The organism is Streptomyces sp. NPDC003300 (genome assembly GCF_040610915.1).
Lineage (GTDB): Bacteria > Actinomycetota > Actinomycetes > Streptomycetales > Streptomycetaceae > Actinacidiphila.
In genome coordinates this window covers 131658-157842 of sequence record NZ_JBEXNE010000007.1, presented here as the reverse complement: position 1 = coordinate 157842, position 26185 = coordinate 131658, and the positions used below count along the sequence as shown (strand labels likewise).

At 72.5% G+C, this 26185-nt stretch carries 24 protein-coding genes; 10 read left to right on the top strand and 14 right to left on the bottom strand.

Annotated features, from left to right (window positions below; translation table 11 throughout):
- Positions 1–91: 91 nt before the first annotated feature.
- Together ABZX65_RS13335 and ABZX65_RS13330 are read right to left on the bottom strand one after the other, a co-directional pair.
- Positions 92–577 carry a nitroreductase family deazaflavin-dependent oxidoreductase gene (locus tag ABZX65_RS13335; RefSeq protein WP_355338068.1) on the bottom strand — a complete coding sequence of 162 codons (486 nt, stop codon included), beginning with the start codon at positions 575–577 and terminating at the stop codon, positions 92–94.
- A gap of 47 nt (positions 578–624) precedes the next feature.
- The gene (locus ABZX65_RS13330; RefSeq protein ID WP_355337621.1) at positions 625–1851 is read right to left on the bottom strand and encodes an acyl-CoA dehydrogenase family protein; all 1227 of its coding nucleotides are present in this window, start codon (positions 1849–1851) and stop codon (positions 625–627) included.
- A 282-nt stretch (positions 1852–2133) separates the two neighbouring features.
- Between ABZX65_RS13330 and ABZX65_RS13325 the strand changes: the two genes are divergently transcribed.
- The 3 genes from ABZX65_RS13325 (at position 2134) to ABZX65_RS13315 (ending at position 4639) form a co-directional block, all read left to right on the top strand.
- Positions 2134–2400, top strand: coding sequence for a hypothetical protein (locus ABZX65_RS13325; protein WP_355337618.1), 267 nt, complete (start codon positions 2134–2136; stop codon positions 2398–2400).
- Between the two features lie 53 nt (positions 2401–2453).
- Positions 2454–3632, top strand: a complete 1179-nt coding sequence (locus ABZX65_RS13320; RefSeq protein WP_355337615.1) for an acetyl-CoA acetyltransferase — start codon at positions 2454–2456, stop codon at positions 3630–3632.
- A gap of 74 nt (positions 3633–3706) precedes the next feature.
- The gene (locus tag ABZX65_RS13315; protein ID WP_355337612.1) at positions 3707–4639 is read left to right on the top strand and encodes a trypsin-like peptidase domain-containing protein; all 933 of its coding nucleotides are present in this window, start codon (positions 3707–3709) and stop codon (positions 4637–4639) included.
- Between the two features lie 27 nt (positions 4640–4666).
- On the opposite strand, the gene ABZX65_RS13310 is transcribed toward ABZX65_RS13315, so the two are convergent.
- Together ABZX65_RS13310 and ABZX65_RS13305 are read right to left on the bottom strand one after the other, a co-directional pair.
- Positions 4667–5137, bottom strand: a complete 471-nt coding sequence (locus tag ABZX65_RS13310) for a Zn-ribbon domain-containing OB-fold protein (RefSeq protein ID WP_355337609.1) — start codon at positions 5135–5137, stop codon at positions 4667–4669.
- Positions 5101–5553 (bottom strand): DoxX family protein, encoded by a 453-nt coding sequence (locus tag ABZX65_RS13305; protein WP_355337606.1) that lies wholly within the window; start codon positions 5551–5553, stop codon positions 5101–5103. The genes ABZX65_RS13310 and ABZX65_RS13305 overlap by 37 nt, the downstream gene beginning before the upstream one ends.
- 184 nt (positions 5554–5737) lie before the next feature.
- Between ABZX65_RS13305 and ABZX65_RS13300 the strand changes: the two genes are divergently transcribed.
- The 4 genes from ABZX65_RS13300 to ABZX65_RS13285 all read left to right on the top strand — a co-directional run bounded on the left by ABZX65_RS13300 (position 5738) and on the right by ABZX65_RS13285 (position 11367).
- On the top strand, positions 5738–6919 hold the full coding sequence (locus tag ABZX65_RS13300) for an NAD(P)/FAD-dependent oxidoreductase (protein ID WP_355337603.1): 1182 nt from the start codon (positions 5738–5740) through the stop codon (positions 6917–6919).
- Positions 6920–7214: 295 nt separating this feature from the next.
- On the top strand, positions 7215–9392 hold the full coding sequence (locus tag ABZX65_RS13295; protein WP_355337600.1) for an acetate--CoA ligase family protein: 2178 nt from the start codon (positions 7215–7217) through the stop codon (positions 9390–9392).
- A gap of 211 nt (positions 9393–9603) precedes the next feature.
- A complete protein-coding gene (locus tag ABZX65_RS13290; RefSeq protein WP_355337597.1) occupies positions 9604–10464 on the top strand; it encodes an enoyl-CoA hydratase-related protein in 861 nt (286 codons plus the stop codon).
- 207 nt (positions 10465–10671) lie between these two features.
- Complete coding sequence (locus tag ABZX65_RS13285; protein ID WP_355338065.1) at positions 10672–11367, top strand: flavin reductase family protein; 696 nt, start codon at positions 10672–10674, stop codon at positions 11365–11367.
- Here the strand turns inward: ABZX65_RS13285 and ABZX65_RS13280 are convergent.
- Positions 11357–12697 carry an MFS transporter gene (locus ABZX65_RS13280; protein ID WP_355338062.1) on the bottom strand — a complete coding sequence of 447 codons (1341 nt, stop codon included), beginning with the start codon at positions 12695–12697 and terminating at the stop codon, positions 11357–11359. The genes ABZX65_RS13285 and ABZX65_RS13280 overlap by 11 nt on opposite strands.
- Positions 12698–12890: 193 nt before the next feature.
- Between ABZX65_RS13280 and ABZX65_RS13275 the strand changes: the two genes are divergently transcribed.
- Positions 12891–13886 (top strand): helix-turn-helix domain-containing protein, encoded by a 996-nt coding sequence (locus tag ABZX65_RS13275; RefSeq protein WP_355337594.1) that lies wholly within the window; start codon positions 12891–12893, stop codon positions 13884–13886.
- A 60-nt stretch (positions 13887–13946) separates the two neighbouring features.
- Here ABZX65_RS13275 and ABZX65_RS13270 read toward each other — a convergent pair whose 3' ends face one another.
- The 4 genes from ABZX65_RS13270 to ABZX65_RS13255 all read right to left on the bottom strand — a co-directional run bounded on the left by ABZX65_RS13270 (position 13947) and on the right by ABZX65_RS13255 (position 18079).
- Positions 13947–14996 (bottom strand): Zn-dependent alcohol dehydrogenase, encoded by a 1050-nt coding sequence (locus tag ABZX65_RS13270; RefSeq protein WP_355338059.1) that lies wholly within the window; start codon positions 14994–14996, stop codon positions 13947–13949.
- Between the two features lie 127 nt (positions 14997–15123).
- Entirely contained in the window at positions 15124–15996 is an 873-nt protein-coding gene (locus ABZX65_RS13265; RefSeq protein WP_355337591.1) for an SDR family oxidoreductase, read from the bottom strand.
- Entirely contained in the window at positions 15993–17159 is a 1167-nt protein-coding gene (locus ABZX65_RS13260; protein ID WP_355337588.1) for an acyl-CoA dehydrogenase family protein, read from the bottom strand. Before ABZX65_RS13260 ends, ABZX65_RS13265 begins: the two co-directional genes overlap by 4 nt.
- Positions 17160–17167: 8 nt before the next feature.
- Positions 17168–18079 carry an SDR family oxidoreductase gene (locus ABZX65_RS13255; RefSeq protein ID WP_355337585.1) on the bottom strand — a complete coding sequence of 304 codons (912 nt, stop codon included), beginning with the start codon at positions 18077–18079 and terminating at the stop codon, positions 17168–17170.
- A 135-nt stretch (positions 18080–18214) separates the two neighbouring features.
- Between ABZX65_RS13255 and ABZX65_RS13250 the strand changes: the two genes are divergently transcribed.
- Positions 18215–19141 carry a cyclase family protein gene (locus ABZX65_RS13250; RefSeq protein ID WP_355337582.1) on the top strand — a complete coding sequence of 309 codons (927 nt, stop codon included), beginning with the start codon at positions 18215–18217 and terminating at the stop codon, positions 19139–19141.
- Between the two features lie 143 nt (positions 19142–19284).
- Here the strand turns inward: ABZX65_RS13250 and ABZX65_RS13245 are convergent, their stop codons facing one another.
- From ABZX65_RS13245 to ABZX65_RS13225, 5 genes are all read right to left on the bottom strand, one after another.
- Positions 19285–19698 carry an ATP-binding protein gene (locus ABZX65_RS13245; protein ID WP_355337579.1) on the bottom strand — a complete coding sequence of 138 codons (414 nt, stop codon included), beginning with the start codon at positions 19696–19698 and terminating at the stop codon, positions 19285–19287.
- A gap of 375 nt (positions 19699–20073) precedes the next feature.
- The gene (locus ABZX65_RS13240; protein ID WP_355337576.1) at positions 20074–21141 is read right to left on the bottom strand and encodes an acyl-CoA dehydrogenase family protein; all 1068 of its coding nucleotides are present in this window, start codon (positions 21139–21141) and stop codon (positions 20074–20076) included.
- Complete coding sequence (locus tag ABZX65_RS13235; RefSeq protein ID WP_355337573.1) at positions 21126–22346, bottom strand: acyl-CoA dehydrogenase family protein; 1221 nt, start codon at positions 22344–22346, stop codon at positions 21126–21128. The genes ABZX65_RS13240 and ABZX65_RS13235 overlap by 16 nt, the downstream gene beginning before the upstream one ends.
- Before the next feature lie 7 nt (positions 22347–22353).
- Positions 22354–23262, bottom strand: coding sequence for an SDR family oxidoreductase (locus ABZX65_RS13230; RefSeq protein ID WP_355337570.1), 909 nt, complete (start codon positions 23260–23262; stop codon positions 22354–22356).
- Complete coding sequence (locus ABZX65_RS13225; protein WP_355337567.1) at positions 23252–24442, bottom strand: amidohydrolase family protein; 1191 nt, start codon at positions 24440–24442, stop codon at positions 23252–23254. The genes ABZX65_RS13230 and ABZX65_RS13225 overlap by 11 nt, the downstream gene beginning before the upstream one ends.
- A gap of 177 nt (positions 24443–24619) precedes the next feature.
- Between ABZX65_RS13225 and ABZX65_RS13220 the strand changes: the two genes are divergently transcribed.
- A complete protein-coding gene (locus ABZX65_RS13220) occupies positions 24620–26152 on the top strand; it encodes an AMP-binding protein (RefSeq protein ID WP_355337564.1) in 1533 nt (510 codons plus the stop codon).
- Positions 26153–26185: the final 33 nt, after the last annotated feature.

The following is a 26185-nucleotide window of genomic DNA, read 5'->3' as shown; positions in this document are numbered from 1 at the left end:
CATGCCTCCGTGCGCGCGACTTCTGCCCGCGTCTTCGTGTGGGTGACGCCCCCTATCCGCGTCTTCGTGTGGGTGACCCTTCACCCCCGCCTCACTCGCGCGGCGTCAGCCGGAACACCCGGATCTCGCGCGTCACGCGGGAGGCGTAGACCGCGTAGGGCGGCCAGAAGGCGACCAGCGCCTTCCAGGCGGCGGCGCGGTCGTCGCCGGTCAGCAGGCTCGCGGTGACCTGGAGGTCGCGGCCCCGGCCGCTGACCACGGCGTCGGGATGCGCCAGCAGATTGGCCGACCAGGCCGGATGCCCCGGACGGCCGAAGTTGCTGCCCACGAGAACGAGGGTGCCGCCGTCCTCCGGCATGCACGCCAGCGGCGTACGCCGCGGCAGTCCGCTGCGTGCGCCGGTCGCGGTGAGGACGACGCCGGGCAGCAGGCTCGCGCTGACCAGGAACCTTCCGCCGGTCAGCCGGTGGACCGCGCTGTCCATGACCGGCACCACATGCGGCGCGATCTTGGCGAAGGCCCGGGTGGCCGACACCTTCTGCACGGACCTGCCCAGAACGCCGGTCCTGCTGACCACACCGCGCCCGCTGACGGCGCCCTTCACGTCGACGTCGGCCGCGCCGCTCACGCCGCGCTCCTGACCACCGAGAGCGCGAAGAGCCCCGCCCGGTCCGCGGCGTGCGCGCGCAGGGCGTCGACCGGTCCGAAGAGCAGTCCGTCGGCGGTGGCCCGCTTGAAGTACAGATGCGCGTGGTGCTCCCAGGTGAAGCCGAGGCCGCCGTGCAACTGGATCGCCGCGCCCGCCACCATGCGCAGCGTTTCCAGCGCCTGGGCGAGGGCTACGGGCGCGGCCAGCTCGAATTCGGCGCTCGCCTCGGTGTCGTCCGCCCCGGAGGAGGCCCCGGCCGCCCAGGCGGCGTAATAGGCGGCGGACCGCGCCGCCTGAAGCTGTACGTACAGGTCGGCGAGCCGGTGCTTGACCGCCTGGAAGGAGCCGATCGGGCGCCCGAACTGCTCCCTGACCTTCACGTATTCCACCGTCGAGGTGAGCGCGTGATCGGCGGCGCCCACGGCTTCCGCGGCCAGCGCGGCGGCGGCGAGGCGGCCGGCGTCGGCCAGGGCGGCGGCGGGGGCGCCGCCGAGCGCTTCGGCGGGAGTGTCGCGCAGCTCGACGCGGGCCAGGGGCCGGGTCTCGTCGAGCGCGGTCAGGCGGGTGCGTACGAGCCCCGGTGCGGTGGATTCGACGAGGAAGAGCCGGGTACGGGTGGCCGCGTATCCGCCGGTGTGGGCCGCCACGATCAGCAGGTCCGCGCTGTGCGCGCCGAGCGCGCGGTCCGCCTGCCCGTAGAGCAGGTGCCGTCCTGGCGGCCCGTCGGCCGCCGCGCGGGCCTGGACGCCGCCCGCCCGGCCGCCACCCGCCCAGTCGCCGTCATTGGGCCCGGTGAGGGCCAGCGCGGTGGCCGGCGGGCCAGCGGTGACCAGCGCGGCGGTCAGGGTGCCGTCGGCGATCCGCGGCAGCAGGCGAGCCCGCTGCTCCTGGTTGCCGAGGGCCGCAATCAGGGGCGCGGCCAGGACGGAGGTGCCGAGCAGCGGGGACGGCAGCAGCGCCCGGCCGGTCTCCTCGCAGGCGAGGACCAGTTCGGTGGGGCCGCAGCCGACTCCGCCGACCGCTGCGGGCAGCGCGAGCCCCGGCAGGCCGAGCGTCTGCGCGAGATGGCGCCACAGCGCCTCGTCGTGCCCCGCCGCCGTGGCGACGGCGGCCCGCACATCGTCGGGACCACAGCGTTTGTGCAGCAGGTCCCGCAATGTGCGCCGGATTTCGGCCTGCTCGTCGGTGAACGCGGCGTCCATCGGCCGCTCCTCCCTGCCGCGACTGCGATCTGACGGGCCGTCATCTTAGGTGCCCCCCGCCACGATGCCCAGGCCCGTGCACCGCCGATACGCGAGCCGGCGCCAAAGCCGCACCTGGTGGCGGGCGCCACACCAGCGCCCGGGCGGATACGCCAACCCGCGGCACCCCACGGCCGCCACCCGTGCGCGGCCCCACAAGAGCGCCCGCCTGGGACCGTAAAGCCGACCCACCCCGGACCCCGCGCACCGACGCGCGCGCCCCGGCGGGGCATCATGTCCCGCATGACCAGCAGCAGCCAGCCGCCGGGGGCGCCGCGGCGCAGCGCCCTCCGCCGCTTCCTCTCCCCCGGCCCCGACTCCTCGACGACCCAGCTCAGGGCATACGCGTGGACGTGGGCGATCTTGCTGGTGGTGTGGATCAGCGCGCAGTTCTGGGCGCATCCGGACGGGCTGCGCAGGGCGCTGTACATCCTGCTGTCGCTGGTCTCGATCACGCAGGCGCTGAGCGCGCTCGCACTGCTGAGCAAGCGGTCGGACAGGCGGCGCTGAACCCGCACCGGGACCGTATCGCCGCCACCCGAATCTGATGTACCGTCAGATTCATGGCTCAACGCCCCCGTGGACAACGTGCTGTGGCGGTCGTCGGTGTCGCCCTGTCGGACTGCGGACGGGTGGACGACGCCACCGCGTACGCGCTGCACGCGCAGGCGGCCAGGCGCGCGCTCGCCGACTCCGGTCTAGACCGGGCCGTGGTGGACGGCCTGGCCTCCGCCGGGCTCGGCACGCTGGCGCCGGTCGAGGTGGCCGAGTATCTGGGGCTGCGGCCGACCTGGGTGGACTCCACGGCCGTGGGCGGCTCGACGTGGGAGGTGATGGCCGCGCACGCGGCGGACGCCATAGCCGCGGGCCACGCCAACGCCGTGCTGCTCGTCTACGGCTCCACCGCCCGCGCCGATCTCAAGGCGGGCCGCCGTACCGCCAATCTGTCCTTCGGCGCGGGCGGCCCGCTCCAGTTCGAGGTCCCGTACGGCCACACGCTGATCTCCAAGTACGCGATGGCCGCGCGGCGCCATATGCACGAGTACGGCACCACCTTGGAGCAGCTCGCCGAAGTCGCCGTCCAGGCGCGGTCGAACGCGGCCCGCAATCCCGACGCCATGTACCGCGCGCCCATCACCGTGGACGAGGTGCTGTCGGGGCCGATGATCGCGGACCCGTTCACCAAGCTGCACTGCTGCCTGCGCTCCGACGGCGGCGGCGCCGTATTGCTGGCGGCCGAGGAATATGTGACGGATTGCGCCAAGCCGCCGGTATGGGTGCTGGGCAGCGGCACGTCGGTGTCGCACACGTCGATGGCCCAGTGGCCGGACTTCACCGTCTCCCCCGCCGCGGCCTCGGGACGGCTGGCCTTCGAGCGCGCGGGGGTGACGCCCGCGGAGATCGACCTGGCGGAGATCTACGACGCCTTCACCTATATGACGCTGGTAACGCTGGAGGATCTGGGTTTCTGCGCCAAGGGCGAGGGCGGCGCCTTTGTGGCGGACGGGCGGCTGACGGTGGACGGCGCGCTGCCGGTGAACACCGACGGCGGCGGCCTGTCCGCCTGCCACCCCGGTATGCGCGGTCTTTTCCTGCTGGTCGAGGCCGTACGGCAGTTGCGCGGCGAGGCGGGTGAGCGGCAGGTGCGCAAGGCGGGCGGGCGGCTGCCGGAGCTGGCCGTGGCCTCGGGGACGGGCGGCTGGTTCTGCTCCTCCGGCACGATGGTGCTCGGCCGGGGCTGAGGCCGGGCGGTCCGCACCGGTCAGCGCCGGTGTCCCGGCCGTACGCGGCCGGGTGCGCCCGATACCCTTCCCGCGTGCTGCGACGCCTCCTGCTGCCCGCCGTGTGCACCGCCGCGCTGGTCCTGGTGTCGGTGCTGCTGCCCGGTGCCGGACACCCGCGTACGGCGCCGCACTGGACGAACAGGGCCGCCGCGCGCTTCTGGACCCCCGAGCGGATGGCCGACTCCATGCCGTCGTCGGTCCGCCAGCTCGGCCCGGCGGCGGAACCGGGCACCGTGCCGGGACCGTTCACCCGCTCCGAGACCGCGACGCGCTTCGGGGGCGTCCCGACCGTCGGCATGCTCTTCTCGGTCGACGGCGACATGACCGCGCACTTCTGCACTGCGAGCGTCGTGCACAGCCCCGGCCGCGACCTGATCCTGACCGCCGCGCACTGCCGGCCGGGCGCGAACATCGGCTTCGTACCGCAGTTCCGCGCGAGTGCGGCCCGGCAGCCGTACGGGATCTGGGCCGTCTCGCAGGTCTTCACCGACGCGCGCTGGGCACCCGCGGACGACGCCGAATCCGCCTACGACTTCGCCTTCGCCCGGGTCGCGCCGGACGCGGACGGGCGGCGGATCGAGGAGGTGACGGGCGGCAACCGCCTGATCCGTACGCCCGGCTTCCACAACCGCGTCACCGTCATCGGCTACCCGCGCACCTCCGACGACCCGTCCGACGAGGCGATCACCTGCACGACGACCACCTCGCGGCTCGAAGGGCTGCGCCAATTGCAGCTGGTGTGCGCGGGGTACTTCGCCGGCACCTCCGGCAGCCCGTGGCTGCTCGACTACAACACCCGCACCAAGAGCGGCAGCGTCATCGGTCTGATCGGTGGCGAGGACGAGGGCGGGCTGTCCGACCGGATCTCGTACAGCCCGTTCTTCGACGACGCGATCCAGGCGCTGTACCGGAAGGCGGTACGGGCCCGGTCGCGTACGCCGCACATGGTGACGGCCAAGCGCTGACGCCCGTCTCACGCGGGCGGCAGGGGCTCAGGCCGGGCGGAAGACGGGGATCGCGGGCTCGTCCTCGGGCGGGGTTCCCGCGTCCGCGCCACGGCGGAAATCCACCCTCAGCGGCATGCCGATCCGTAATCCCTGCGCCGCGCAGTCGATGACTTCCGTCATCATGCGCGGCCCTTCGGCGAGATCGACGACGGCCGCCGCGTAGGGGAGCCGGTCGCGGAACGGCGGCAGGTCGTTGAGGTGGACGACCGACCAGGTGTAGAGGGTGGCGAGGCCGGAGGCGGTCTCCCAGACCACGTCCTCGCTCCAGCAGTGCGGGCAGAATTCGCGCGGGTAGTGGTGCGCGGCGCCGCATCCGTCGGCCCGGCAGCGCCGGATGAGCAGCCGCCCCTCGGCCGCCGCGTCCCAATAGGTGCGGGTGAAGTCGTCGGTTCGCGGCAGGTCGAACCGCGCCGCGCCGCTCACCGGAACAGCCCGAAGGCGTCGTCCAGCGACCATGTCTGCCAGCTCACGGCGAAGAACGCCACGACCGAGATCAGCGCCATCATCGCGTTCTGTCCCTGCTCGGCCCAGTCGTGGATCATCAGGACGAGGTAAAGCAGGTTCAGCAGCAGGCCGCCGACGAGGGCGACGGGGGTGAGCAGGCCGGTGATCAGCCCGAGCCCGAGGGCGAGTTCGGCGTAGACGACGACGTACGCCATCAGGCGAGGTCGCGGGGCGACGACCGCCGCGAAGCCGGTGCGCACGAAGGGCCAGCGGTGCCGCTCGGCCACGTCGGCGGCCCAGGCGATGCCCGTACCTCGCGCGAACCACGCCTTTTTGTCCTTGTGCCGCCAACTCTCCAGCCACCACAGCCCCAGCCCTATGCGCAGTACGGCCAGCCATTCCGGGCCGCTGAGCCAGATCGCGCGCATGCCGGACCTCCTCCGAATCTGACGGTACGTCAGTTCAGCGGACGGCGGGCGGTATGCGCAAGAGGCCGGACCGAACCTCGCCGACCGATCCGTTCCGGGCTACGCTCACACGCGCGCGAGCAGTTACCTTCCGGTACCGCCGCAACTCGTTTCTCGTACGACTTTCAGGCCCCGGGAGTTCTCCATGTCCCACCCCAGCAACGCCGGTTCGGGCACGCCCGCGAGCAGCGCGACCGCCGAGCCGGACGCCATCGTCATCGGCGCGGGACCCGGCGGCCTGGCCGCCGCTGCCGCGCTCAGAGCGCGAGGGGTGCGCCCCCTGGTACTGGAGCGCTCGGAACACCTCGGCGCCTCCTGGCGCGCCCACTACGACCGGCTGCGCCTGCACACCACGCGCCGGCTGTCCGCGCTGCCCGGCCTGCAGATCCCGCGCGCGTACGGCCGTTGGGTCGCCCGCGACGACGTGGTGCGCTACCTGGAGCAGTACGCCGAGCACCACGACCTGGACATCACCACCGGCATAGCGGTGGAGCGCGTCGACCGCGCGGCGTCGGGCGCGGGCTGGGAGCTGCCCGCCAACGGCGGCCGGGTGCTCACCTCCCCCGTGGTCGTCGTCGCCACCGGCCACAACCACGCGCCGCACATACCGGACTGGGAGGGCCGCGACACCTTCCCCGGCGAACTCCTGCACTCCGCCGCCTACCGCAACGCCGCGCCCTACGCCGGACGCGACGTGCTCGTCGTCGGCGTCGGCAACAGCGGCGCCGAGATCGCCGTCGACCTCGTCGAAGGCGGCGCCGCCCGGGTACGGCTCGCCGTCCGCACCCCGCCGCACATCATGCGCCGGTCCACGGCGGGCTGGCCCGCGCAGGCCAGCGGCATCCTGTGCCGACGGCTGCCGACCCGCGTCGTCGACCGCGTCGCCCCGTACATCGAGCGGGCCAGCGTGCCCGACCTGTCGGCGTACGGCCTGCCCCGCCCGGAGACCGGCCTGTACGCGCGCGTGCTCGACGGCTCCATCCCCGTCCAGGACGTGGGCCTGATCGAGGCCGTACGCGCCCGGCGGGTCGAACCCGTCGCCGCCGTCGAGCGCTTCGACGGGGACAAGGTGCACCTGGCCGACGGCTCGCAGATCAGCCCCGAGGTCGTCATCGCCGCCACCGGGTACCGGCGCGGCCTCGAACCGCTCGTCGGCCACCTCGGCGTACTCGACGGGCGCGGGCGCCCGGTCGTGCACGGCGCCCGCTCGCCCAAGGGCGCCCCCGGCCTGTACTTCACCGGCTTCACCAACCCCATCAGCGGCATGTTCCGCGAAATGGCCATCGACGCCCGCCGGATCGCCCGGAAGGTGTCCCACACCCGCTGACCCGTACGCGCCCGCTTCGTACGTACCGCTGCGGCACCCGGTCGTGCGCGCGCTGCCGCACGCCCGCTCCCACACCCCCGCTCCCACATCCCCCTCTCTCCGTACGCAGGCCGCCGACCCGCTAGGGACGCCGGAACCCCGCGTCCCCGCGAGCGAACCGGACGCCGCGCGTCCGCACCCCGCACAGGGCCGCACATTTCTTTTCCGTGACCCGACTGTTCCTGACAGATCGTCAGTTCAGTAATCTGACTATGCGTCAGTTCTGTAGACCCAGCAGCAGGAGGGGGCGAGACCGATGCTCGGATCCACGTTCAGCACCCGCAGTCCCGGCCCGGGGCCCGTCGCGCGCGGCGGGTCGGACACCGATGTCGGCGGCCGTCCGCTGCACGCCCCCGTACCCGACCTCGACAGGTTCTTCCGGCCACGGACGGTGGCGGTGGTCGGCGCGTCCGACACCGAGGGGCGGCCCAACACCGGCATCACGCGACAGCTCCTGACCTGGTCGCAGCGGGTCGGCGCCCAGTTGCTGCCGGTCAACCCCGGCCGGGAGACCGTCTTCGGCCTGCCCTGCCACGCCTCGGTGGCCGATCTCCCGGAGGACGTGGACCTGGCGGTGCTGCTGGTCGCCGACCCGCTGCCCGTGATCGAGCAACTGGGCGAGGCGAAGGTCTCCTTCGCCGTGGCCTTCGCCTCCGGCTTCGCCGAGACCGGCGCCGAGGGCGCGGCGGCCCAGACCCGGCTGGCCGAGGTCGTCGCCCGCTCCGGCATGCGGCTGCTCGGACCGAACACCAACCTCAACGCCTTCGAGGAGTTCCGCGAGGACCTCACGGGACCCGCCATCGCGCTGATCACCCAGTCCGGCCACCAGGGCCGCCCCCTGCACTCCCTCCAGCAACTCGGCATCCGGCTCAGCCACTGGGCGCCCACCGGCAACGAAGCGGACCTGGAGACCGCCGACTTCATCTCCTACTTCGCCGGGCAGCCCGAGGTCGGCGCCATCGCGGCGTATGTGGAAGGGCTCAAGGACGGCAGGTCGTTCTGCCTCGCCGCCGACCGCGCGGCCCGGCGCAAGGTGCCGGTGGTGATGGTCAAGGTGGGCCGTACCGACGCCGGGGCCAGGACCGCCGCCTCGCACACCGGCAAGCTCACTGGCACCGATTCCGTGATCGACGCCGCCCTGCGGCAGTTCGGCGTGATCCGCGTCGACGGGCTCGACGAACTCCAGGACACCGCGGCCCTGCTGGCCCGCGCCCGGCCGCCCGCCGCGGACGGGGTCGTCGTCTACTCGATATCCGGTGGCACCGGCGCGCACTTCGCCGACCTGGCCACCTCGGCCGGGCTGCGGCTGCCCGCGCTGTCGGAGGCCAAGCGCACCGAACTCCACCAGTGGATCCCGGACTACCTGAACGTCGCCAACCCGGTCGACAACGGCGGCCACCCGGTGGGCGACTGGCGCGGCCGGAAGATCATCGACGCGATCCTGGCCGATCCGGCCGTCGGCGTACTGATCTGTCCCATCACCGGCCCCTTCCCGCCGATGAGCGACAAGCTGGCGCGCGACCTGGCGGACGCGGCGGAGGAGACGGACAAGCTGATCTGCGTGGTGTGGGGCTCCCCGGTCGGCACCGAGGACGCCTACCGCACCACCCTGCTCGGCTCCTCCCGGCTGGCGACCTTCCGCACCTTCGGCAACTGCGTCACCGCCGTGAAGTCCTACCTCGACCACCACCGCTTCACCGCCGCCTACCGCTCGCCCTTCGACGAAGCGCCGCGCACACCGTCGTCCTCGGCGCGCAAGGCGCGCGGCCTGCTGCGCGCGGGCCACCAGCTCAGCGAGCACGCGGCCAAGCAACTGCTGCGGGCGTACGGGATCCGGGTGCCGCGCGAGCAGTTGGTGACCAGCGCGGCGGGCGCCGTCCGGGCCGCGGGCCTGGTCGGCTACCCGGTGGTGATGAAGGCTTCCGCGGCGCAGCTCGGGCACAAGACGGAGCTGGGCCTGGTCAGGCTCGGCCTCACCTCGGCCAGCCAGGTCAGGGACGCCTACCGCGAACTCACCGACACCGCCCGCGCCGCCGACATCGACCTGGACGGCATCCTCGTCTGCCAACTCGTCGAGCGCGGCGTGGAGATGGTGGTCGGCATCTCGCCCGACCCGCTCTTCGGCCCGACCGTCACCGTGGGACTCGGCGGAATCCTGGTCGAGGTCCTCGCCGACACCGCCGTACGCGTACCGCCCTTCGGGCCGGACACCGCGCGCGGCATGCTGGACGACCTGCGGGGCCGCAGGATCCTCGACGGGGTCAGGGGGGCGCCGCCCGCCGATACCGACGCGCTCGTCGACGTGGTCATGCGCGTGCAGCGAATGGCCATGGAACTGGGCGACTCGCTCGCCGAACTCGACATCAACCCGCTGATGGTGCTGCCGCGCGGGCAGGGCGCGGTCGCGCTCGACGCACTGGCCGTCTGCTACTGACCGCGCCGACCCGTACGCCGACGATTCGCCCCTCACCGGTCCGTGCCGGAACGGTCCGTGCCGGAAGGGCGCACGCCGACACGACCCGCTCCCGGACGCCGCGCGCCCCCATGCCCAGCACTCGAACACCCCGTGCCCGCGTGCCCCGTGCCCGCATACCCCGTGCCCGCATACCCCGTGCCCGCTCTTCTCGCTCCGACCGAGGATTCCCATGGCCGACTCCCCCTCCACCGACTCCGACAACACCGCCGCCGACTCCGCTGAGTCACCGGACGATTCCGCTGAGTCAGTTGTACGTCACGCCACTGACAACGGGGTCTCGTGGATCACGCTCGACCGCCCGCACGCCATGAACGCCCTGACCTGGGACCAGCGCGAACGCCTGATCGGCCTGCTCGAAGCAGCCTCGGCGGAACCGGACGTGCGGGCCGTCGTACTGACCGCGACCGGCCGGGCGTTCTGCGCGGGCGCGGATCTGAGCGGAGGCGCGAGCGCACCGGCCGAGCGGGTGCCGGGCGATGTGGCGCGGACGATCAGGCGCGGCGCGCAGCGGCTGATCGCGGCCGTGCTCGACTGCGAGAAGCCGGTCGTCGCGGCGGTCAACGGCACCGCCGCCGGGATCGGCGCCCACCTCGCCCTCGCCTGCGACCTCGTCCTCGCCTCGGAACGGGCCACGTTCATCGAGGTGTTCGTCCGGCGCGGCCTGGCCCCCGACGGCGGGGGCGCGTATCTGCTGCCGCGGCTGATCGGCCCGCAGCGCGCGAAAGAACTGCTCTTCTTCGGCGACGCGCTGCCCGCCGCCGAGGCGGAACGCCTCGGACTGGTCAACCGCGTCGTGCCCGCCGCCGAGTTGGACAAGACCGCGCGCGCCTGGGCGGACCGCCTGGCCGCCGGGCCCACGCGGGCGACAGCGCTGGCCAAACAGCTCGTCAACGCCTCCCTCGACACCGACCGCGCCACCGCGTTCGCCGCCGAGGCGGCGGCGCAGGAGATCGTCATGACCACCGCCGACGCGCTGGAGGGCGTCCGCAGCTTCACCGAGCGGCGGCAGCCGCACTTCCGGGGCCGGTGACCCGATTCCCGCCGTCCGCCACTCGCCGTCCGCCACTCGCCGCCCGCCACCGGCCACCGGCCACCGGCCACCGGCCGACGAGCACGCCCCCGCCGAGAAACCCGGTTCCCGCCGATCGACAGCGCCCCGACCTCACCTCGGCCTCACCTCACCCTTCCTATCTGACGGTCCGTCAGATTCAATGGAGGGGTGATGGGACACGCGGGAATGGCGGAGACCGCCGTGCGGTATCTGAGGTCGGTCGGGGCGGCGACGGCCGCGGCGCCGGGCGCCGGAGGTACGGCGGCGGCGCCCACGGCGCTGCCGGGCGCCGCACCACTGGCCGGGGCGCGTGCCGCGCTGCGGGCGGTGGGCCCGGACGAGCGGGCACCGGTGGACCAGGGTGAATTCCGCGGGGTGCTCGGCCGTTTCGCGACCGGCGTGACACTGGTGACGGCGGCCTGCCCCGACGGGCCGGCCGGCTTCGCCTGCCAGTCGTTCGTGTCGCTGTCGCTGGATCCGCCGCTGGTGGCGTTCATGGTCGGGCGTACGTCAACGACCTGGCCGCGCATCGCCCGTGCGGGCGTTTTCTGCGCCAACGTACTGACGGCGGGGCAGGCCCCGCTGTGCAGGCAGTTCGCGGTGAGTGGCTCGGACAAGTTCGCGGGCGTGGACTGGACGCCCGCGCCCGTTTCGGGGTCGCCCCGGATCGGCGGCGCGTCCGCGTGGATCGACTGCGCGATCCACGCGGTGCACACCGGGGGCGACCACCTCGTAGTGGTGGGCCGGGTGGTCGCGCTGGGCGCGACGGACGGCGCCAACGGCCCGGACGCCCCGGCCGACCCCGAGGACTCTTCCGGACCTTTGCTGTTCTACCGGGGCGGATTCGGAACTTTCGCTCCTTTCGGCCCGTTCACCCCGTAACCGCCAACGCCGGTACCGCGGCGACCGGTCGGCGGCGGATGACGAGGGACATCAGCGCGGCCACCGCGCACAGGGCACCGGAGGAGTACCAGACGACGTCGTACGAGCCGAACGCGTCACGGGCGACACCTCCCAGATAGGCGACGAGGGCGGCGCCGATCTGGTGGGAGGCGAGAACCCAGCCGAAGACGATCGCGCTGTTCTCGCCGTAGTGCTCGCGGCACAGGGCGATGGTCGGCGGGACCGTGGCGACCCAGTCGAGGCCGTAGAAGACGATGAACAGCACCATCGGCGGATGGACGCTGTCCGCGAGCAGGATGGGGAGGAACATCAGGGAGAGTCCGCGCAGGCCGTAGTAGATCGCGAGCAGGCGGCGCGGTGATACGCGGTCGGTGAACCAGCCGGAGGCCACCGTGCCCGCGATGTCGAAGACGCCGATCACGGCCAGCAGGGAGGCGGCGGCGGTGACGGGCATGCCGTGGTCGTGGGCGGCGGGCACGAAGTGGGTCTTGACCAGGCCGTTGGTGGACGCGCCGCAGATCGCGAAGGTGCCCGCGAGCAGCCAGAACGGTCCGGTACGCGCCGCGTCGCGCAGGGCCCGCAGCGCCCGGCCCGCGGCGCCCGCGACCGGTGCGGGCTTGGGGGTGAACTCGGCGGCGCCGTAGGCCGCGAGGCCCACGTCGGCGGGGTGGTCGCGCAGCAGGAACCAGACGAAGGGGACGACGGCGAGCGCGGCGCAGGCCACCACCGCGGCGGCCGGGCGCCAGCCGTGGTGTTCGGTGATCCAGGACAGCACGGGCAGGAAGACCAGTTGTCCGGCCGCGCCGCCCGCGGTGAGGATGCCGGTGACCAGGCCGCGGCGGGCGACGAACCACCGGTTGGTGACGGTGGCGGCGAAGGCCAGCGCCATCGAGCCGCTGCCGAGGCCGACGAGCACGCCCCAGCACAGCACGAGTTGCCACACCTGCGTCATGTAGACGGTCAGTCCCGCGCCGAGCGCGATGGTGACCAGCGCGCACGCCACCACGCGCCGGATGCCGAAGCGGTCCATCAGCGCGGCGGCGAAGGGCGCGGTGAGCCCGTACAGCGCGAGGTTCACCGAGACCGCGAAGCCGATCATGCCGCGCGACCAGCCGAATTCGGTGTGCAGCGGGTCGATCAGCAGTCCGGGGAGCGAGGCGAAGGCGGCGGCGCCGACGAGGGTCACGAAGGTGACGACGGCGACGGCCCAGGCGCGGTGCGGTCGTACGCGGGCGCCGGGGCGGGGACCGAGGTCAGGAGCGACGCCGGATAAGGCACCAGGCGCGACACCGACACCGACACCGGGCATGACACCGGGTACGGCACCCGGCACGACACCGGGCGCGGCGGCCTCGCCAGGCGTGGCGGCCGGCCCTGGTGCGGCGGTCACAGTGTCAGGGACCTGACCGGTGGAGTGCGATGTCTGCGTCACTCGAACAGTCTCCGGAGATCGGTACCGCCGGACGAGTGGCCCGATGGCCATGATGTGAAAGGATCGGGCCATGGCCGCTTTCCAGCACCGCGACCGGCACAAGGTCGCCGTCTTCGCGCTCGACGGCGTGATCCCGTTCGAACTGGGCATCCCGCTGCGGATCTTCGGCGCCGCACAGGGCGTCGAGGACGGCAGGAAGCTGTACGAGGTCGTGACGTGCAGCGTCGCCCCCGGCAGCGTCCGTACCGACGCCGATTTCAGCGTCGTCGTCGAGCACGGGCTCGAAGCGCTGGCCGAGGCGGACACGGTGGTCGTGCCCGCCTCGCACGAGTTGGGGACCGTCTACACCGAGGGGGTGCTGACGCCCGCACTGGCCGCCGCCTTCCGCCGGATGCGGACCGGCACCCGTACGGTCTCGATCTGCACCGGCTCCTTCCTGCTCGCCGCCGCGGGCCTGCTCGACGGCCGCCCCGCGACCACCCACTGGAGCAGCGCGGACCACTTCCAGCGGCTCTTCCCGCAGGTCAAGGTGGACCCCGATGTCCTCTACGTGGACGACGGCGACGTCCTGACCTCGGCCGGGGTCGCCGCGGGCATCGACTTGTGCCTGCACATCGTGCGCCGCGACTTCGGTACGGCGGTGGCGAACGGGGTCGCGCGCCGCACCGTCGTCCCGCCGCACCGGGAGGGCGGCCAGGCGCAGTACATCCGCAGGCCGCTGCCGGAGCCGCAGTTGGCCAGCACGGAGCGGGCGCGCTCCTGGGCGCTGGACCGGCTGCACGCGCCGCTCACACTGCGGCAGCTCGCCGAGCGCGAGTCGATGAGCGTACGCACCTTCACCCGGCGGTTCCGCGAGGAGGTGGGGATGAGCCCGGGACAGTGGCTGACGCAGCAGCGCGTCGAACACGCCCGCCACCTGCTGGAGTCCACCGATCTCGGGGTCGACCAGATCGCCGGGCAGGCGGGTTTCGGCACGTCGGCGTCGATGCGTCAGCACCTCCAGGCCGCGCTCGGGGTGTCACCGACGGCGTACCGCCGCACGTTCCATAGCGCGGCCGGACGGTAAGCCGTGAGGGTCCGGAAGGCGCGGAGGGCCCGTAGGACTCGGACGGCCGGGAGAGAGGGCTCAGAAGGTGAGCACGCCGCGCGCCACCCGCCCGTGCGCGGCGTCGTCCACAGCCTTGGCGAAGTCCTCCACCGGGTAGGTCTCGGTGACGAGTTCGTCCAGCAGCAGCCGCCCCTGCCGGTAGAGGTCGGTGTAGAGGGCGATGTCGCGCTGCGGGCGCGAGGAACCGTATCGGCAGCCGAGGATCGCCTTGTCCAGGAACATCGAGGAGACGCGGAACGACGCCTCGGCGTCGGCGGGCGGCACTCCGAGCAGCAGCGCCTGGCCGTGCCGGTCGAGCAGGTCGATCGCCTGCCGGATCAGGGCGGTGCGGCCCACGCACTCGAAGACGTGGTCGGCGCCGTGCGGCAGCAGGTCGCGTACGGAAGCGGCGTCGGCGACGAAGTCCGTGGCGCCGAACCGCCGGGCCGGCGCTTCCTTGGCCGGGTTGCTGTCGACGGCGACGATGCGGGAGGCGCCCGCGATCCGCGCGCCCTGGAGGACGTTGAGGCCGATGCCGCCGGTGCCGATGACGACGACGCTCTCACCGAGGCCGACGCGCGCCCGGTTCAGGACGGCGCCGACGCCGGTCAGCACACCGCAGCCGATCAGGGCGGCCGAGGTGAGCGGGATCTCCGGTGCGATTTTCACCGCCTGGACGGCCTTGACCACGGTCAGCTCCGCGAAGGCGGAATTCGAGGCGAAGTTGAAGAGCGGCTTCCCCTGCCGGGTGAAGGGCTTTCCCGGGCGGCCGATGGCCTGACGGCACATCGTGGGGCGGCCACGGTCGCACTCGGGGCACGTCCCGCAGTTGGCCAGCGTCGAGAGCGACACATGGTCGCCGACCACCACGTGGGTCACCCCCGCGCCGACCGCCTCGACCACTCCCGCGCCCTCGTGGCCGAGCACGACCGGCACCGGGAACGGGATCGTCCCGTCGATCACCGACAGGTCGCTGTGGCACAGCCCGGCCGCCGCGATCCGTACCCGCACCTCACCGGGCCCCGGCGCGCGGACCTCCAGGTCGTCCACGACCTGCGCCTGCTTGCCGTCGAAGACGACGCCCCGCACACGTACCCGGACGTCACCATAAGTGCTGTCCAGCGCGGCGCCCCCCTTGGTGCCGTCCGCGTGCGCGTCACCATTAGTGCTGCCTACCGTGCCGCCGTGCCCGCTCATGTGCGCCCCCTCAAGGGTGTCAAGGGTGTTGGGACGAGACGGAGACCACCTCGCCCGTCAGATAGGAGCTGTAGCCGCTGGCCAGGAAGACGATCGCGTTGGCGACCTCCCAGGGCCGCGCGGCCCGCCCGAACGCCTCGCGCGCGGTCAGTTCCGCCAGCAATTCGTCACTGGTGACCTTCGCGAGGTTGGCGTGCATCGCCAGCGACGGCGCGACCGCGTTGACCCGTACGCCGAACTCGGCCGCCTCCACGGCCGCGCACCTGGTCAGCGCCATCACGCCCGCCTTGGCCGCCGCGTAGTGCGCCTGTCCGGCCTGGGCGCGCCAGCCCAGCACGGACGCGTTGTTGACGATCACCCCTGTGCCGCGTTCCCGCATGTGGCGCAGGGCGGCGCGGGTGCAGCGGAAGGTGCCGTTCAAGGTGACGTCGAGGACGGTCGACCACTGCGCGTCCGTCATGTCGACGAGCGCGGCGGTGCCGCCGAGGCCCGCGTTGTTGACCAGGACGTCCAGGCCGCCGAACCGCTCGGTGACGGCCGCGAAGAGCCGCCGCACATCGTCCTCGACGGTGACGTCGCACGGCACGGCCAGCGGCGCCTGGCCGGTCAGCTTCTCCAACTCCGCGGCCGCCTCGGCCAGCCGCCGCTCGTGCCGGTCGCTGATCGCCACGACCGCGCCCTCCTCGGCGCAGCGCCGCGCGGTCGCGAAGCCGATGCCGCTGCCCGCGGCGGCCGTGACCAGGACCGTACGGCCGCGCAGGAGGCCGTGCGCGGGCTCGTAGGGCGGCTCGCGCCCAGGGCCGTGCGGGGGGTGCGGGGTGTGCTGGGGGTGCGGGGCGTGCTGGGGAGACGCGCTCACCCTGATGGCCTCTTCCTCCTCGGACGCGCTCACCCTTTCGGCTCCCTCGGCAGCCCCAGCGCCCGCTCCGCGATGATCGTGCGCTGCACCTCGTCCGAGCCGCCGTAGATGGTGTCCGCGCGGGAGAAGAGGAACAGGTGCTGGGCGGCGTCGAGTTCGTACGGCGCGGCCGGTGTCCAGTCGCGCGGACCGGTGGCGGCGGACGGGCCGCGTACGGTCATCGCCAGCTCGCCGAGCCGCTGGTGCCAGGCCGACCAGAGGAGTTTGGCCGCGCTGGGCGCGGCGAGGTCGGCGGTGCCGAGGGTGCGCAGCGCGTTCCAGCGCATCGTCCGCAACTCCGCCCACAGCCGTATCAGCCGCTGCCTGATGATCGGATCGGTGTCGGCCCCTGTGCGCCGCGCCGCCTCCGTGACCTCCGCCAACTCCCGCCCGAAGCCGATCTGCTGGACCAGTGTGGACACGCCGCGCTCGTGGCCGAGGAGCGCCATGGCGACCTGCCAGCCGTCGCCTTCCGCGCCGACGACCCCGACGGCGCGGGCGCCGTCGAAGAACACCTCGTTGAAGTCGGCCGCGCCGGACATCTGCCGGATCGGGCGCACGTCGATCCCCGGCTGGTCCATCGGCAGCAGCAGGAAGCTCAGGCCGTGATGGCGGCGCGAGCCGGGCTCGGTGCGCGCGAGCAGAAAGCACCAGTCGGCGTCACGCGCCAGTGACGTCCAGATCTTCTGCCCCGACACCCGGTACGAGCCGTCCGCCGGATCGCGTACGGCCGCCGTCCGCACGCCCGCCAGGTCGGAGCCCGCGCCCGGCTCGCTGTACCCCTGGCACCACAGCTCCTCGCCGCGCGCGATCGGCGGCAGGAAGCGCTCGCACTGCTCGGGTGTGCCGTGCGCCTCCAGGGTGGGCGCGAGCAGCTTCTCGCCGATGTGTCCTGTGCGTACCGGGGCGCCCGCGCGGGCGTACTCCTCGCCCCACGCGACCTGTTGGGCGAGCGTCGCGCGCCGGTTGCCGCCGTACGTTCCGGACCAGCCGAGGCCGATCCAGCCCGCCGCGCCGAGGGTACGTTCCCAGGCCCGGCGGTCGGGCGCGGCGCGCATGTCGGTGGCGGCCGGGGTGTCGGCGGGGGCGTTTGCGGCGAGCCACTGGCGGGCCTCCGCGCGGAAGGCGTCGACCTCGGGTCCGAAGGTGAAGTCCATGGCGCTCCCTAGGCGTTGGGGCGGTCCTTGGCCGCGGCGGCTCTGCGCATGGCGTCGAGCTGTTCCAGCAGGGGCATGGGGTCGGTGCCGATGGTGGCCGGGATGACGTCGGCCAGCCGTTCCGGCGTCCAGGGCCCGTCCTGCGACCAGGCGGAACGTATCTCCCTGGGCTGCGCCCACAGCGCGATCTTGGGGCCCGCGACCGTGTAGACCTGCCCGGTGGTGTCGGCGGCGCGGTCGGAGAGCAGGTAGACGACGAGCGCGGCGACGTCCTCCGGCTCACCGATCTCCTTCAGCTCCATGGGCACGCCCGCGGACATCCGGGTACGGGCCACGGGGGCCACGCAGTTGGCGGTGACGCCGTATTTGTTCAGGCCGAGGGCGGCGCTGCGGACGAGCGAGATGATGCCGCCCTTGGCGGCGGAGTAGTTGGCCTGCGAGACGCTGCCCTGGTGGTTGCCGCTGGTGAAGCCGATCAGCGTGCCGTGGCCCTGGCGGCGCATGACCGCGCTGGCGGCCCTGAAGACGGTGAAGGTGCCCTTGAGGTGGGTGGCGATGACGGGGTCCCACTCGTCCTCCGCCATGTTGAAGAGCATGCGTTCGCGCAGGATGCCGGCGACGCAGACGACGCCGTCGAGCCGTCCCCAGCGGTCCGTCGCGGCCGACACGATCCTTTCGCCCGCCGCCATCGTGGACACGTCGTCGGCCACGGCGACCGCCTCGCCGCCCGCCGCCTCGATCTCCTTCACCACCGACTCGGCGACGTCGCCTGCCGGTTGGCCCGCGCCGTCCATGGCGACGCCGTAGTCGTTGACGACGACTTTCGATCCCTGCGCGGCGCAGGCGATGGCGACCGCGCGTCCGATGCCGCGCCCGGCGCCGGTGACGGCCACGACTTTTCCGGCCAGGAAGTTGCCCACGTCCCGCCCCTTCTCATCGTTTCTGACGGACCGTTAGATTTGACGGGTCGTTAGATATTACGAGTGCGGACCCCGTCCAGCACAAGACCCGTACACGACCGCGTACGCGACCCCTCACACGATCTGGAGATTCCGGTGGCCCTCCCCGACGCGTTCCTCGACATCGCCCGCCGGGTCAACAACTGGGGCCGCTGGGGCGCCGACGACGAGATCGGCACCCTCAACCTGATCACCGACGAGGTGGTGCGCGCCGCCGCCGCGACCGTACGCAGTGGCCGCCGCGTGCCGCTCGCGCTGCCACTGCGGCAGGACGGCGTACAGACCGGGCTGATCCCCGGCCGGGTCAATCCGCTGCGCACGATGGTCGCGCTCAACCAGGAGATCTTCGGACCCGGCACCATCGCGACCAGCGACGACGTGGTGACCGTCGGCCTTCAGGCCGGGACGCACTGGGACGGCCTCCCCCACGTCTCGCACTCGGGCCTGATCTACAACGGGCGCCCGGCCGACTCGGTGACCGCGCACGCGGGCGCCGCCTTCAGCGGCATCGAGAAGGTGACCTCCGTGGTGTCGCGCGGCGTACTGCTGGACGTGGCGCGCGCGCTCGGCGTCGACCGACTGCCCGGCGATCACGCCGTGACCCCGGAAGACCTCTGCGCGGCGGAGGAGTTGGCGGGCACGGCGGTACGGGCCGGGGATGTGGTGCTGGTGCGGACCGGCCAGATGCGGGCGTATCTCGGCGGCGACAAGGAGGCGTACGCGTATCCGTCGCCCGGCCTGTCGATCCGCACACCGGAGTGGTTCCACGCGCGGGATGTGGCGGCGGTCGCCAACGACACGCTGACCTTCGAGATCTTCCCGCCGGAGGTCGAGAATCTGTGGCTGGCGGTGCACGGGCTCGACCTGGTCGAGATGGGCATGCTCCAGGGCCAGAACTGGAATCTGGAGGGCCTCTCGGCGGCCTGCGCCGAGGAGGGGCGTTACGCGTTCTGGCTCGATGCCACGCCGGAGCCCTTCGTGGGCGGGACGGGCGCGCCGGTGGCTCCGGTGGCGGTGCTGTGAGCGGTGCGGTGGCCCTGACCCTGGCCCTGGCCCCTGGGATGGCACGGGGCAGGCGGGGGTGCTGACGCTGGTGCTGGTCCTACGAGTCAGGCGCGCGGTGCGGCGTCTGTACGGCGGGGCGTGCGGTCCGACGCCCCCGCGTCCTAGGTGAGGACCGTGGCCTGACGGCGGTCGACCTCACACCAGATCTGCTTGCCCGCGCCTTCCGGCTGCCAGCCCCAGCGGTCGGCGAGGCCGTCGACCAGCTCCAGGCCGCGACCGCCGGTCTCGTCGCGGTGCGCGTGCCGGGGGGCGGGCGGGGCCTCGCTGCTGTCGGACACCTCGACCCGCACCGGAGAGGCGGGCGCCGAGGGGAACAGCATCCGTAGGACGGCGGGGCAGCCGGTGTGCACCACCGCGTTCGTCACCAGCTCGGAGATGAGCAGGATCAGCGTCTCCGCGACCGGCTCGTCGGCTCCTATACCCGAACCCACGAGCCGGGACCGCGCCCAGCGACGCGCCCGTCCCACCTCCGCGGGGTCCACACCGACCTCAAGCTGCACCTGAAGCACCTGCACCGCTCACACCATCCGAACCGGCGGACACAACGCCTCGCTTCTGCCCGAGATCACCGTGCGTGACCCCGGCACAACACAGCATGATTGACCTACAGTCACGCCAACAAGCGCTTCGGGCATATTCCAGCGCAACGGAGTACGTGTGCTGCATACTGTGCGGCACTTCCGACGGGGATTCGAACGCCCAGCCGTGACGCCCGTCCGACTCAGCCGGACGGCGCCTCTGGGCAGCCTGGAACCAACACGCACCCGATGGAGCGTACCCGAGGTGTTCGCCGACTCCACTGCGTGGCAAGTCACGCATCGGACACAACACCGTGCGGACACTCCGTAATCGGAGGGTCAGCGAACGGCCACGGTGTGTGCGCAGCGTCATCACAGCAGCCATTCGGCGAGCATGTCCTCGTCAGCCGCCGACTCCTGGCCGCACACGGAGGGTATCCAGGAGCGCTTGATGTGCAGCTGTACATCCGCCTCCCAGGTGAAGCCCATGCCGCCGAAGACCTGCAGGCAGTCGCGTGCGTTACGGGTCGCCGCCTCGTCGGCGAGCAGGCGCGCGGCGGCGGTCTCGTACGGGTCGGCGGTGACGGCCGCCGCGTAGAGCGCGGTACGGGCCAGTTCGGCGCGGACCAGCATCTCGGCGCAGAGGTGCTTGACCGCCTGGAAGGAGCCGATCGGACGTCCGAACTGCTCGCGCTCCCGGGCGTGTTGCACTGCCATACGCACCATCCGCCCCGCACTCCCCACCCGTTGCGCGGCCTCCAGCACGGCCGCCTCGCGCCGTAACGCGACGGCCCGCGCGGGCACGGTCCCGCTCACCGTTATTTCCGATATGTCCGCCATGGTGAGCAGATGCAGCGGGGTCAGCGGGTCCACCGACCGCAGCGGCTCGGCGCGCCGCCGTACGGCGGACGCCTCGGCGACCGTGACCGTGACTGCGGCCTCGGCCTCGGCCTCGGCCTCGGCCTCAGACGTATCGGTGCCAGTGCCGGTGCCGGTGCCGGTGCCGGTGCCGGTGCCGGTGCCGGTGAGGACGAGGACGGCGTCTGCCGCGTCGAGGTGGGCGACGGAGTGCGGACCCGCTCCCCTCGCGTCGAGCAGGGTGACCACGGCCTCGCCGGTCGCGGCCCCCGGTACCACTCCCGCCGCGAGGTGGGTGGCGGTCAGCGGGCCGGGCACCAGCGCGCCGCCCGCCTCCTCGAAGAGCAGCGCGGCCTCCGGCAGCCCGAGCCCGACGCCGCCGTCCGCCTCGGGCAGGCGCAGCCCGAAGAAGCCGGTCTCGCCGAGGGCTCGCCAGATGTCCCGTGGCGGGATGGCGGTACCGCCTTCCGCCTCGGCCGCGTCCACGGCGGCGCGCAGGGCGGTCCGGTCGAAGCGGGCGGCCAGCAGGTCCCGCAACGCGCCGACCAGGGCGCGCTGGTCGTCGGTCAGCCGGAAGTCCATGGCGGTGCGCTCCTCTCCGGTAACCCTCTCGGCTCCTTGGGCAGGCCGAGGACGCGTTCGGCGACGATGTCGCGCTGGATCTGCGAGGTGCCCGCGGCGATCGTGTAGGACAGCGAGCTGAGGCGTTCGGCCGTCCACGGGTGGTCGACGTCGGGGGCGAGGGGGCCGAGGACGGTGGCGGCGGTGTCGTAGAGGAGTTGCCTCGCCTGCGAGTAGCGGAGCTTGAAGACGGAGGCGCCGGTGCCGGGGACGGCGCTTCCGCCGGTGTGCAGAGCGTGCTGGGAGGCGCTGACGTTCCACTGGGTGAGGCGCCACAGGACGGAGAATTCGGCGGCGAGCCGGCCGAGCGCGCGGCGGACGGCGGGGTCGTCCCATGTGCCGTTGGCGCGGGCCGCGCGGGCGACCTCGCCGAGGGTGCGGCGACAGGCGACGACTTCGCCGACGAACGCCGTGCCGCGCTCGAAGGACAACGTCACCATGGTGACCCGCCAGCCGTCGTCCTGTGCCCCCAATCGGTTGCCGACCGGCACCCGGACCTCGTCCAGGAACATCTCCGCGAATTCCGTCGATCCGGCGAGTGTCCGCAGCGGCCGTACCCGTACTCCCGGCGCGTCCATCGGCATCGCCAGCCAGCTGATGCCGTGGTGCTTGGGCATGCCGTCGGCGCGCGGGGTGGTGCGCACCAACAGCTCGCACCAGTCGGCGACTTCGGCGTGCGAGGTCCAGATCTTGGAGCCGGTGACGACGTACGCGTCGCCGTCGCGGACCGCGCGGGTGCGCAGGGACGCGAGGTCGGAACCGGCGTCCGGCTCGCTGAACCCCTGGCACCACACCTCCTCGCCCCGCAGGATCGGCGGCAGCCAGCGGCGGCGCTGCCGCTCGGTGCCCTCGGCCGCGATGGTGGGCCCGGCGTGCAGCAGCCCGACGAAATTCGCGCCCACGTACGGCGCTCCGGCCCGCTCGGTCTCCTCCAGGTAGATCAGGTGCTGGGTGGGGGTGGCGCCGCGGCCCCCGGCGTCCTCGGGCCAGTGCAGTCCCGCGTATCCGGCGTCGTACAGCAGCCGCTGCCAGCCCGTGTCGTACGCGCGCCGTCCCGGCCAGTCGCGGGGGTCGGGTGGTGGCGGCAGGGTAGGCAGCACTTTGCCGAGCCAGGCGCGCAGTCGGGCGCGGAACTCCTCTTCCTCGTCGGTGTATGCGAGGTCCACGGTCCGCTCACCCCGTTCCGTAGACGGGTTCCGGCGGGGTCGCCTCGGCGAGCAACGCGATGATCACGGGACCGAGTTCGACCGGCCGCCAACGGCGTCCCACGTCGGTCCGCGGGCCGTGCCGCCAGCCGTCGGCGACCGATACGGCGCCGCCCTCGACCTCGAAGACCCGCCCGGTGACCTCCCGTGCCTCGGGTCCCGCGAGCCAGACGACCAGCGGGGAGACGTTGGCCGGGTGGTAGACGTCGAAGCCGGTGGCGGGCCGGGCGACCAGGTCCGGCATCGCCTGCTCGGTCATCCGCGTCCTGGCGGCGGGCGCGATGGCGTTGACGGTGACGCCGTAGCGCGCCAGCTCCACCGCCGCGACCTGGGTGAGCGCGGTGATCGCGGCTTTGGCGGCGGCGTAGTTGGCCTGGCCGACGCTGCCGAGCAGCCCCGCGCCCGAGGTCGTGTTGATCACGCTCGCGATCACTTTCTCACCCGCCTTGCTCCGCTCCCGCCAGTGCGCCGCCGCGTGCCGCAACGTCGCGAAGTGCCCCTTGAGATGGACCTGTACGACCGTGTCCCACTCCTCCTCCGTCATCGAGACCAGCATCCGGTCCCGCAGCACCCCCGCGTTGTTGACCAGCACGTCCAGCCGGCCCCAGTGCTCCACCGCCGCGCCCACCAGCGACCGCGCGCCCGCCCACTCACCGACCGACCGCTCGTGCGCGACCGCCTCACCGCCCGCCGCCCGGATCTCGGCCACCACCTCGGCGGCCGACTCCACGTCGTTGACGACGACCCGGGCGCCCTCGGCAGCGAAGGCCAGCGCGTGCTCCCTGCCGATCCCGCGCGCGGCCCCGGTGACGGCGACCACCAGGCCGTGGGCGATCCCGGCACCGCCGGCGGCTTCGCCAACTGCCTCACCGGTCAAGGTCGAGGCCCAGCATCCGGATGGCGTTGCCGCGCAGCAGCTTGTACGTGACCTGGTCGGACAGCCCCGCCATGTGGTCGGAGGCGACCTGCTTGGTGTGGGGCCAGGTCGAGTCGACGTGCGGGTAGTCGGTCTCGAACATCGCGTTGTCCTCGCCGATGGTGTCCAGCGAGGCGACGCCGTGCTTGTCGCGGAAGAAGCAGCAGTAGATCTGCCTGCGGTAGTACGTGGACGGCGGCTCGGGTATCAGGTCCTTGACCCCGCCCCAGGCCCGGTGCTCGCGCCACACGTCGTCGGCCCGCTCCAGCGCGTAGGGCACCCACCCCATCTGCCCCTCGCTGTAGGCCAGCGTCAGGCGCGGGAACTTCACCAGTACCCCGGAGAAGAGGAAGTCCATCATCGACGCCATCGCGTTGTTGAAGCTCAGACTCGCCTGCACCGCCGGAGGCGCGTCGGGGGACGCGGCGGGCATCTGCGACGACGACCCGATGTGCATGTTCACCACCGTGCCGGTCTCCTCGCAGGCAGCGAAGAACGGGTCCCAGTAGCCGGAGTGGATCGACGGCAGCCCCAGATACGTCGGGATCTCGCTGAAGGTGACCGCCCGCACCCCCCGCGCGGCGTTCCGGCGGATCTCCGCCACCGCCAACTCCACGTCCCACAAAGGGATCAGGCACAACGGGATCAGCCGGCCCCCGCTGTCACCGCACCACTCCTCCACCATCCAGTCGTTGTAGGCCCGCACACACGCCAGGGCCACCTCCTTGTCGTGCGCCTCCGCGAACGTCTGCCCGCAAAAGCGCGGGAACGTCGGGAAGCACAGCGACCCCTCCACATGATTGAGATCCATGTCCTTCAGCCGCTCGACCGGGTCCCAGCACCCGCGCCGCATCTCCTCCCGCGTGATCCCGTCCAACGTCATCTCGTCCCGCGAGAAACCCACCGCCGCGATGTTCCGCTTGTACGGGAACTTCAGGTCCTCGTAAATCCACCAGTCGGCGGGCGGTCCATCCGGATCCATCGTGATCCGGTACTTCCCGCCGATGTAGGCCAGTTCACCGATCCCCGCCGTCAGCGGCTGCGGTCCCCGCTCGCGGAACTTCTCCGGCAGCCAGGTCGAGAAGAGATGCGCGGGCTCGATGACATGGTCGTCGACGCTGATGATCCTGGGCAGTTCCATCGGCCACTCCCTCACTGCATCCGGATGACGCTTCCGATCGCCGATCTGACGAGGCATCCGATCTGATGGACCGTCAGATCTACCGTATCGACCCACCTCTGGACCGACAAGCGGCGGCGACTTACCCTTCTGAGAAATCTGACGCTTCGTCAGCTACGGTGCGGGGAGGCGATCGGCATGGATCCGACCATCGCGACACTCAGCGACTCCCGGACCCTGTGGGAGCTACTGGACCGCCGCGCCGCCCTCAGCCCCGACGTCCCCGTCCTGTTCGACACCGAGGACCGCCGCGTCACCTTCGGCGAACTGCGCGCACGGGCGCTGCGCGTGGCCGCCGGCCTGTACGGACTCGGGGTGCGGTCCGGCAGCCGCTTCGCCTGGCAACTGCCCACCCGCATCGAGACCGTCGTCCTCTCCCTGGCCCTGGCCCGGCTCGGGGCGGTGCAGATCCCGGTCATCCCCATCTACCGCGACCGCGAGGTCGGTTACGCCCTCAGTCGCACACGGGCCGAGTTCTTCGCCGTACCCGGCACCTGGCGCGGCTTCGACTACACCGCCATGGCCGACCGCCTCGATCTCGCCGACCGCCCGTCCGTCCTGGTCGCCTACGACTCCCTTCCCGAAGGTGATTCCGGCACCCTGCCCCCGCCGCCGTCCGACGGGACCACCGTCCGCTGGATCTACTGGACCTCGGGCACCACCTCGGACCCCAAGGGTGTGCTGCACTGCGACCGCGGTCTGATCGCGGGCGGTTCCTGTCTCGCCCACGCACTGGAGATGCGGCCCGAGGACATCGGTTCCATCGCCTTCCCCTTCGCTCACATCGGTGGACCCGACTATCTGGTGATGCTGCTGCTGTACGGCTTTCCGGCCCTGCTCCTCGAACAGTTCGCCCTCCCCGCCTCTCTGGACGCCTACCGGTCCCACGGCGTCACCATGGCCGGCGGCTCCACCGCCTTCTACTCGCTCTTCCTCACCGAGCAGCGCAAGCGGCCCGGCCGCACACTCATCCCCACCCTGCGGTTGCTCTCCGGAGGGGGCGCCCCCAAGCCGCCGGAGCTCTACCACGAGATCGTCCGGGAACTCGGCTGCGATCTCGCCCACGGTTACGGCATGACCGAGGCACCGATGATCACCATGGTCTCCCCCCGTGACACCGTCGACCAAAGGGCCACCACCGAGGGCCGCCCGCCCGCCGCGATGGAGATCCGGATCGCCGACGACGGCGAGGTGCTGCTGCGCGGTGAGGCCGTGTGCCTCGGCTACACCGATCCCGCCTTGACCGCCGAAGCCTTCGACGCCCAGGGCTACTTCCACACCGGTGACCTCGGCCGCCTCACCGAGACCGGTCATCTCGTCCTGACCGGGCGCCTGAAGGACGTCATCATCCGCAAGGGCGAGAACATCTCCGCCAAGGAGATCGAGGAACTCCTCTACCAGCACCCGGCGGTGGGCGATGTCGCCGTCATCGGCCTGCCGGATCCCGACCGTGGTGAACGCGTCTGCGCCGTGGTCGAACAGCCGCCGGGCGCCGATCCCCTCACCCTGGCCACCATTACCGACCACCTGCGCCGCTCGGGGCTCGCCGTCCACAAACTCCCCGAGCAACTGGAGATCGTGGACGCCCTGCCCCGCAACGAGACCCTGCGCAAGGTCCTCAAGTTCAAGCTCCGCGAGCGCTTCGCCGACACTCACGAGCGGCCGAACTGAGCGGACCGGCCGGCCAGGCCCCGACCGGCGGCG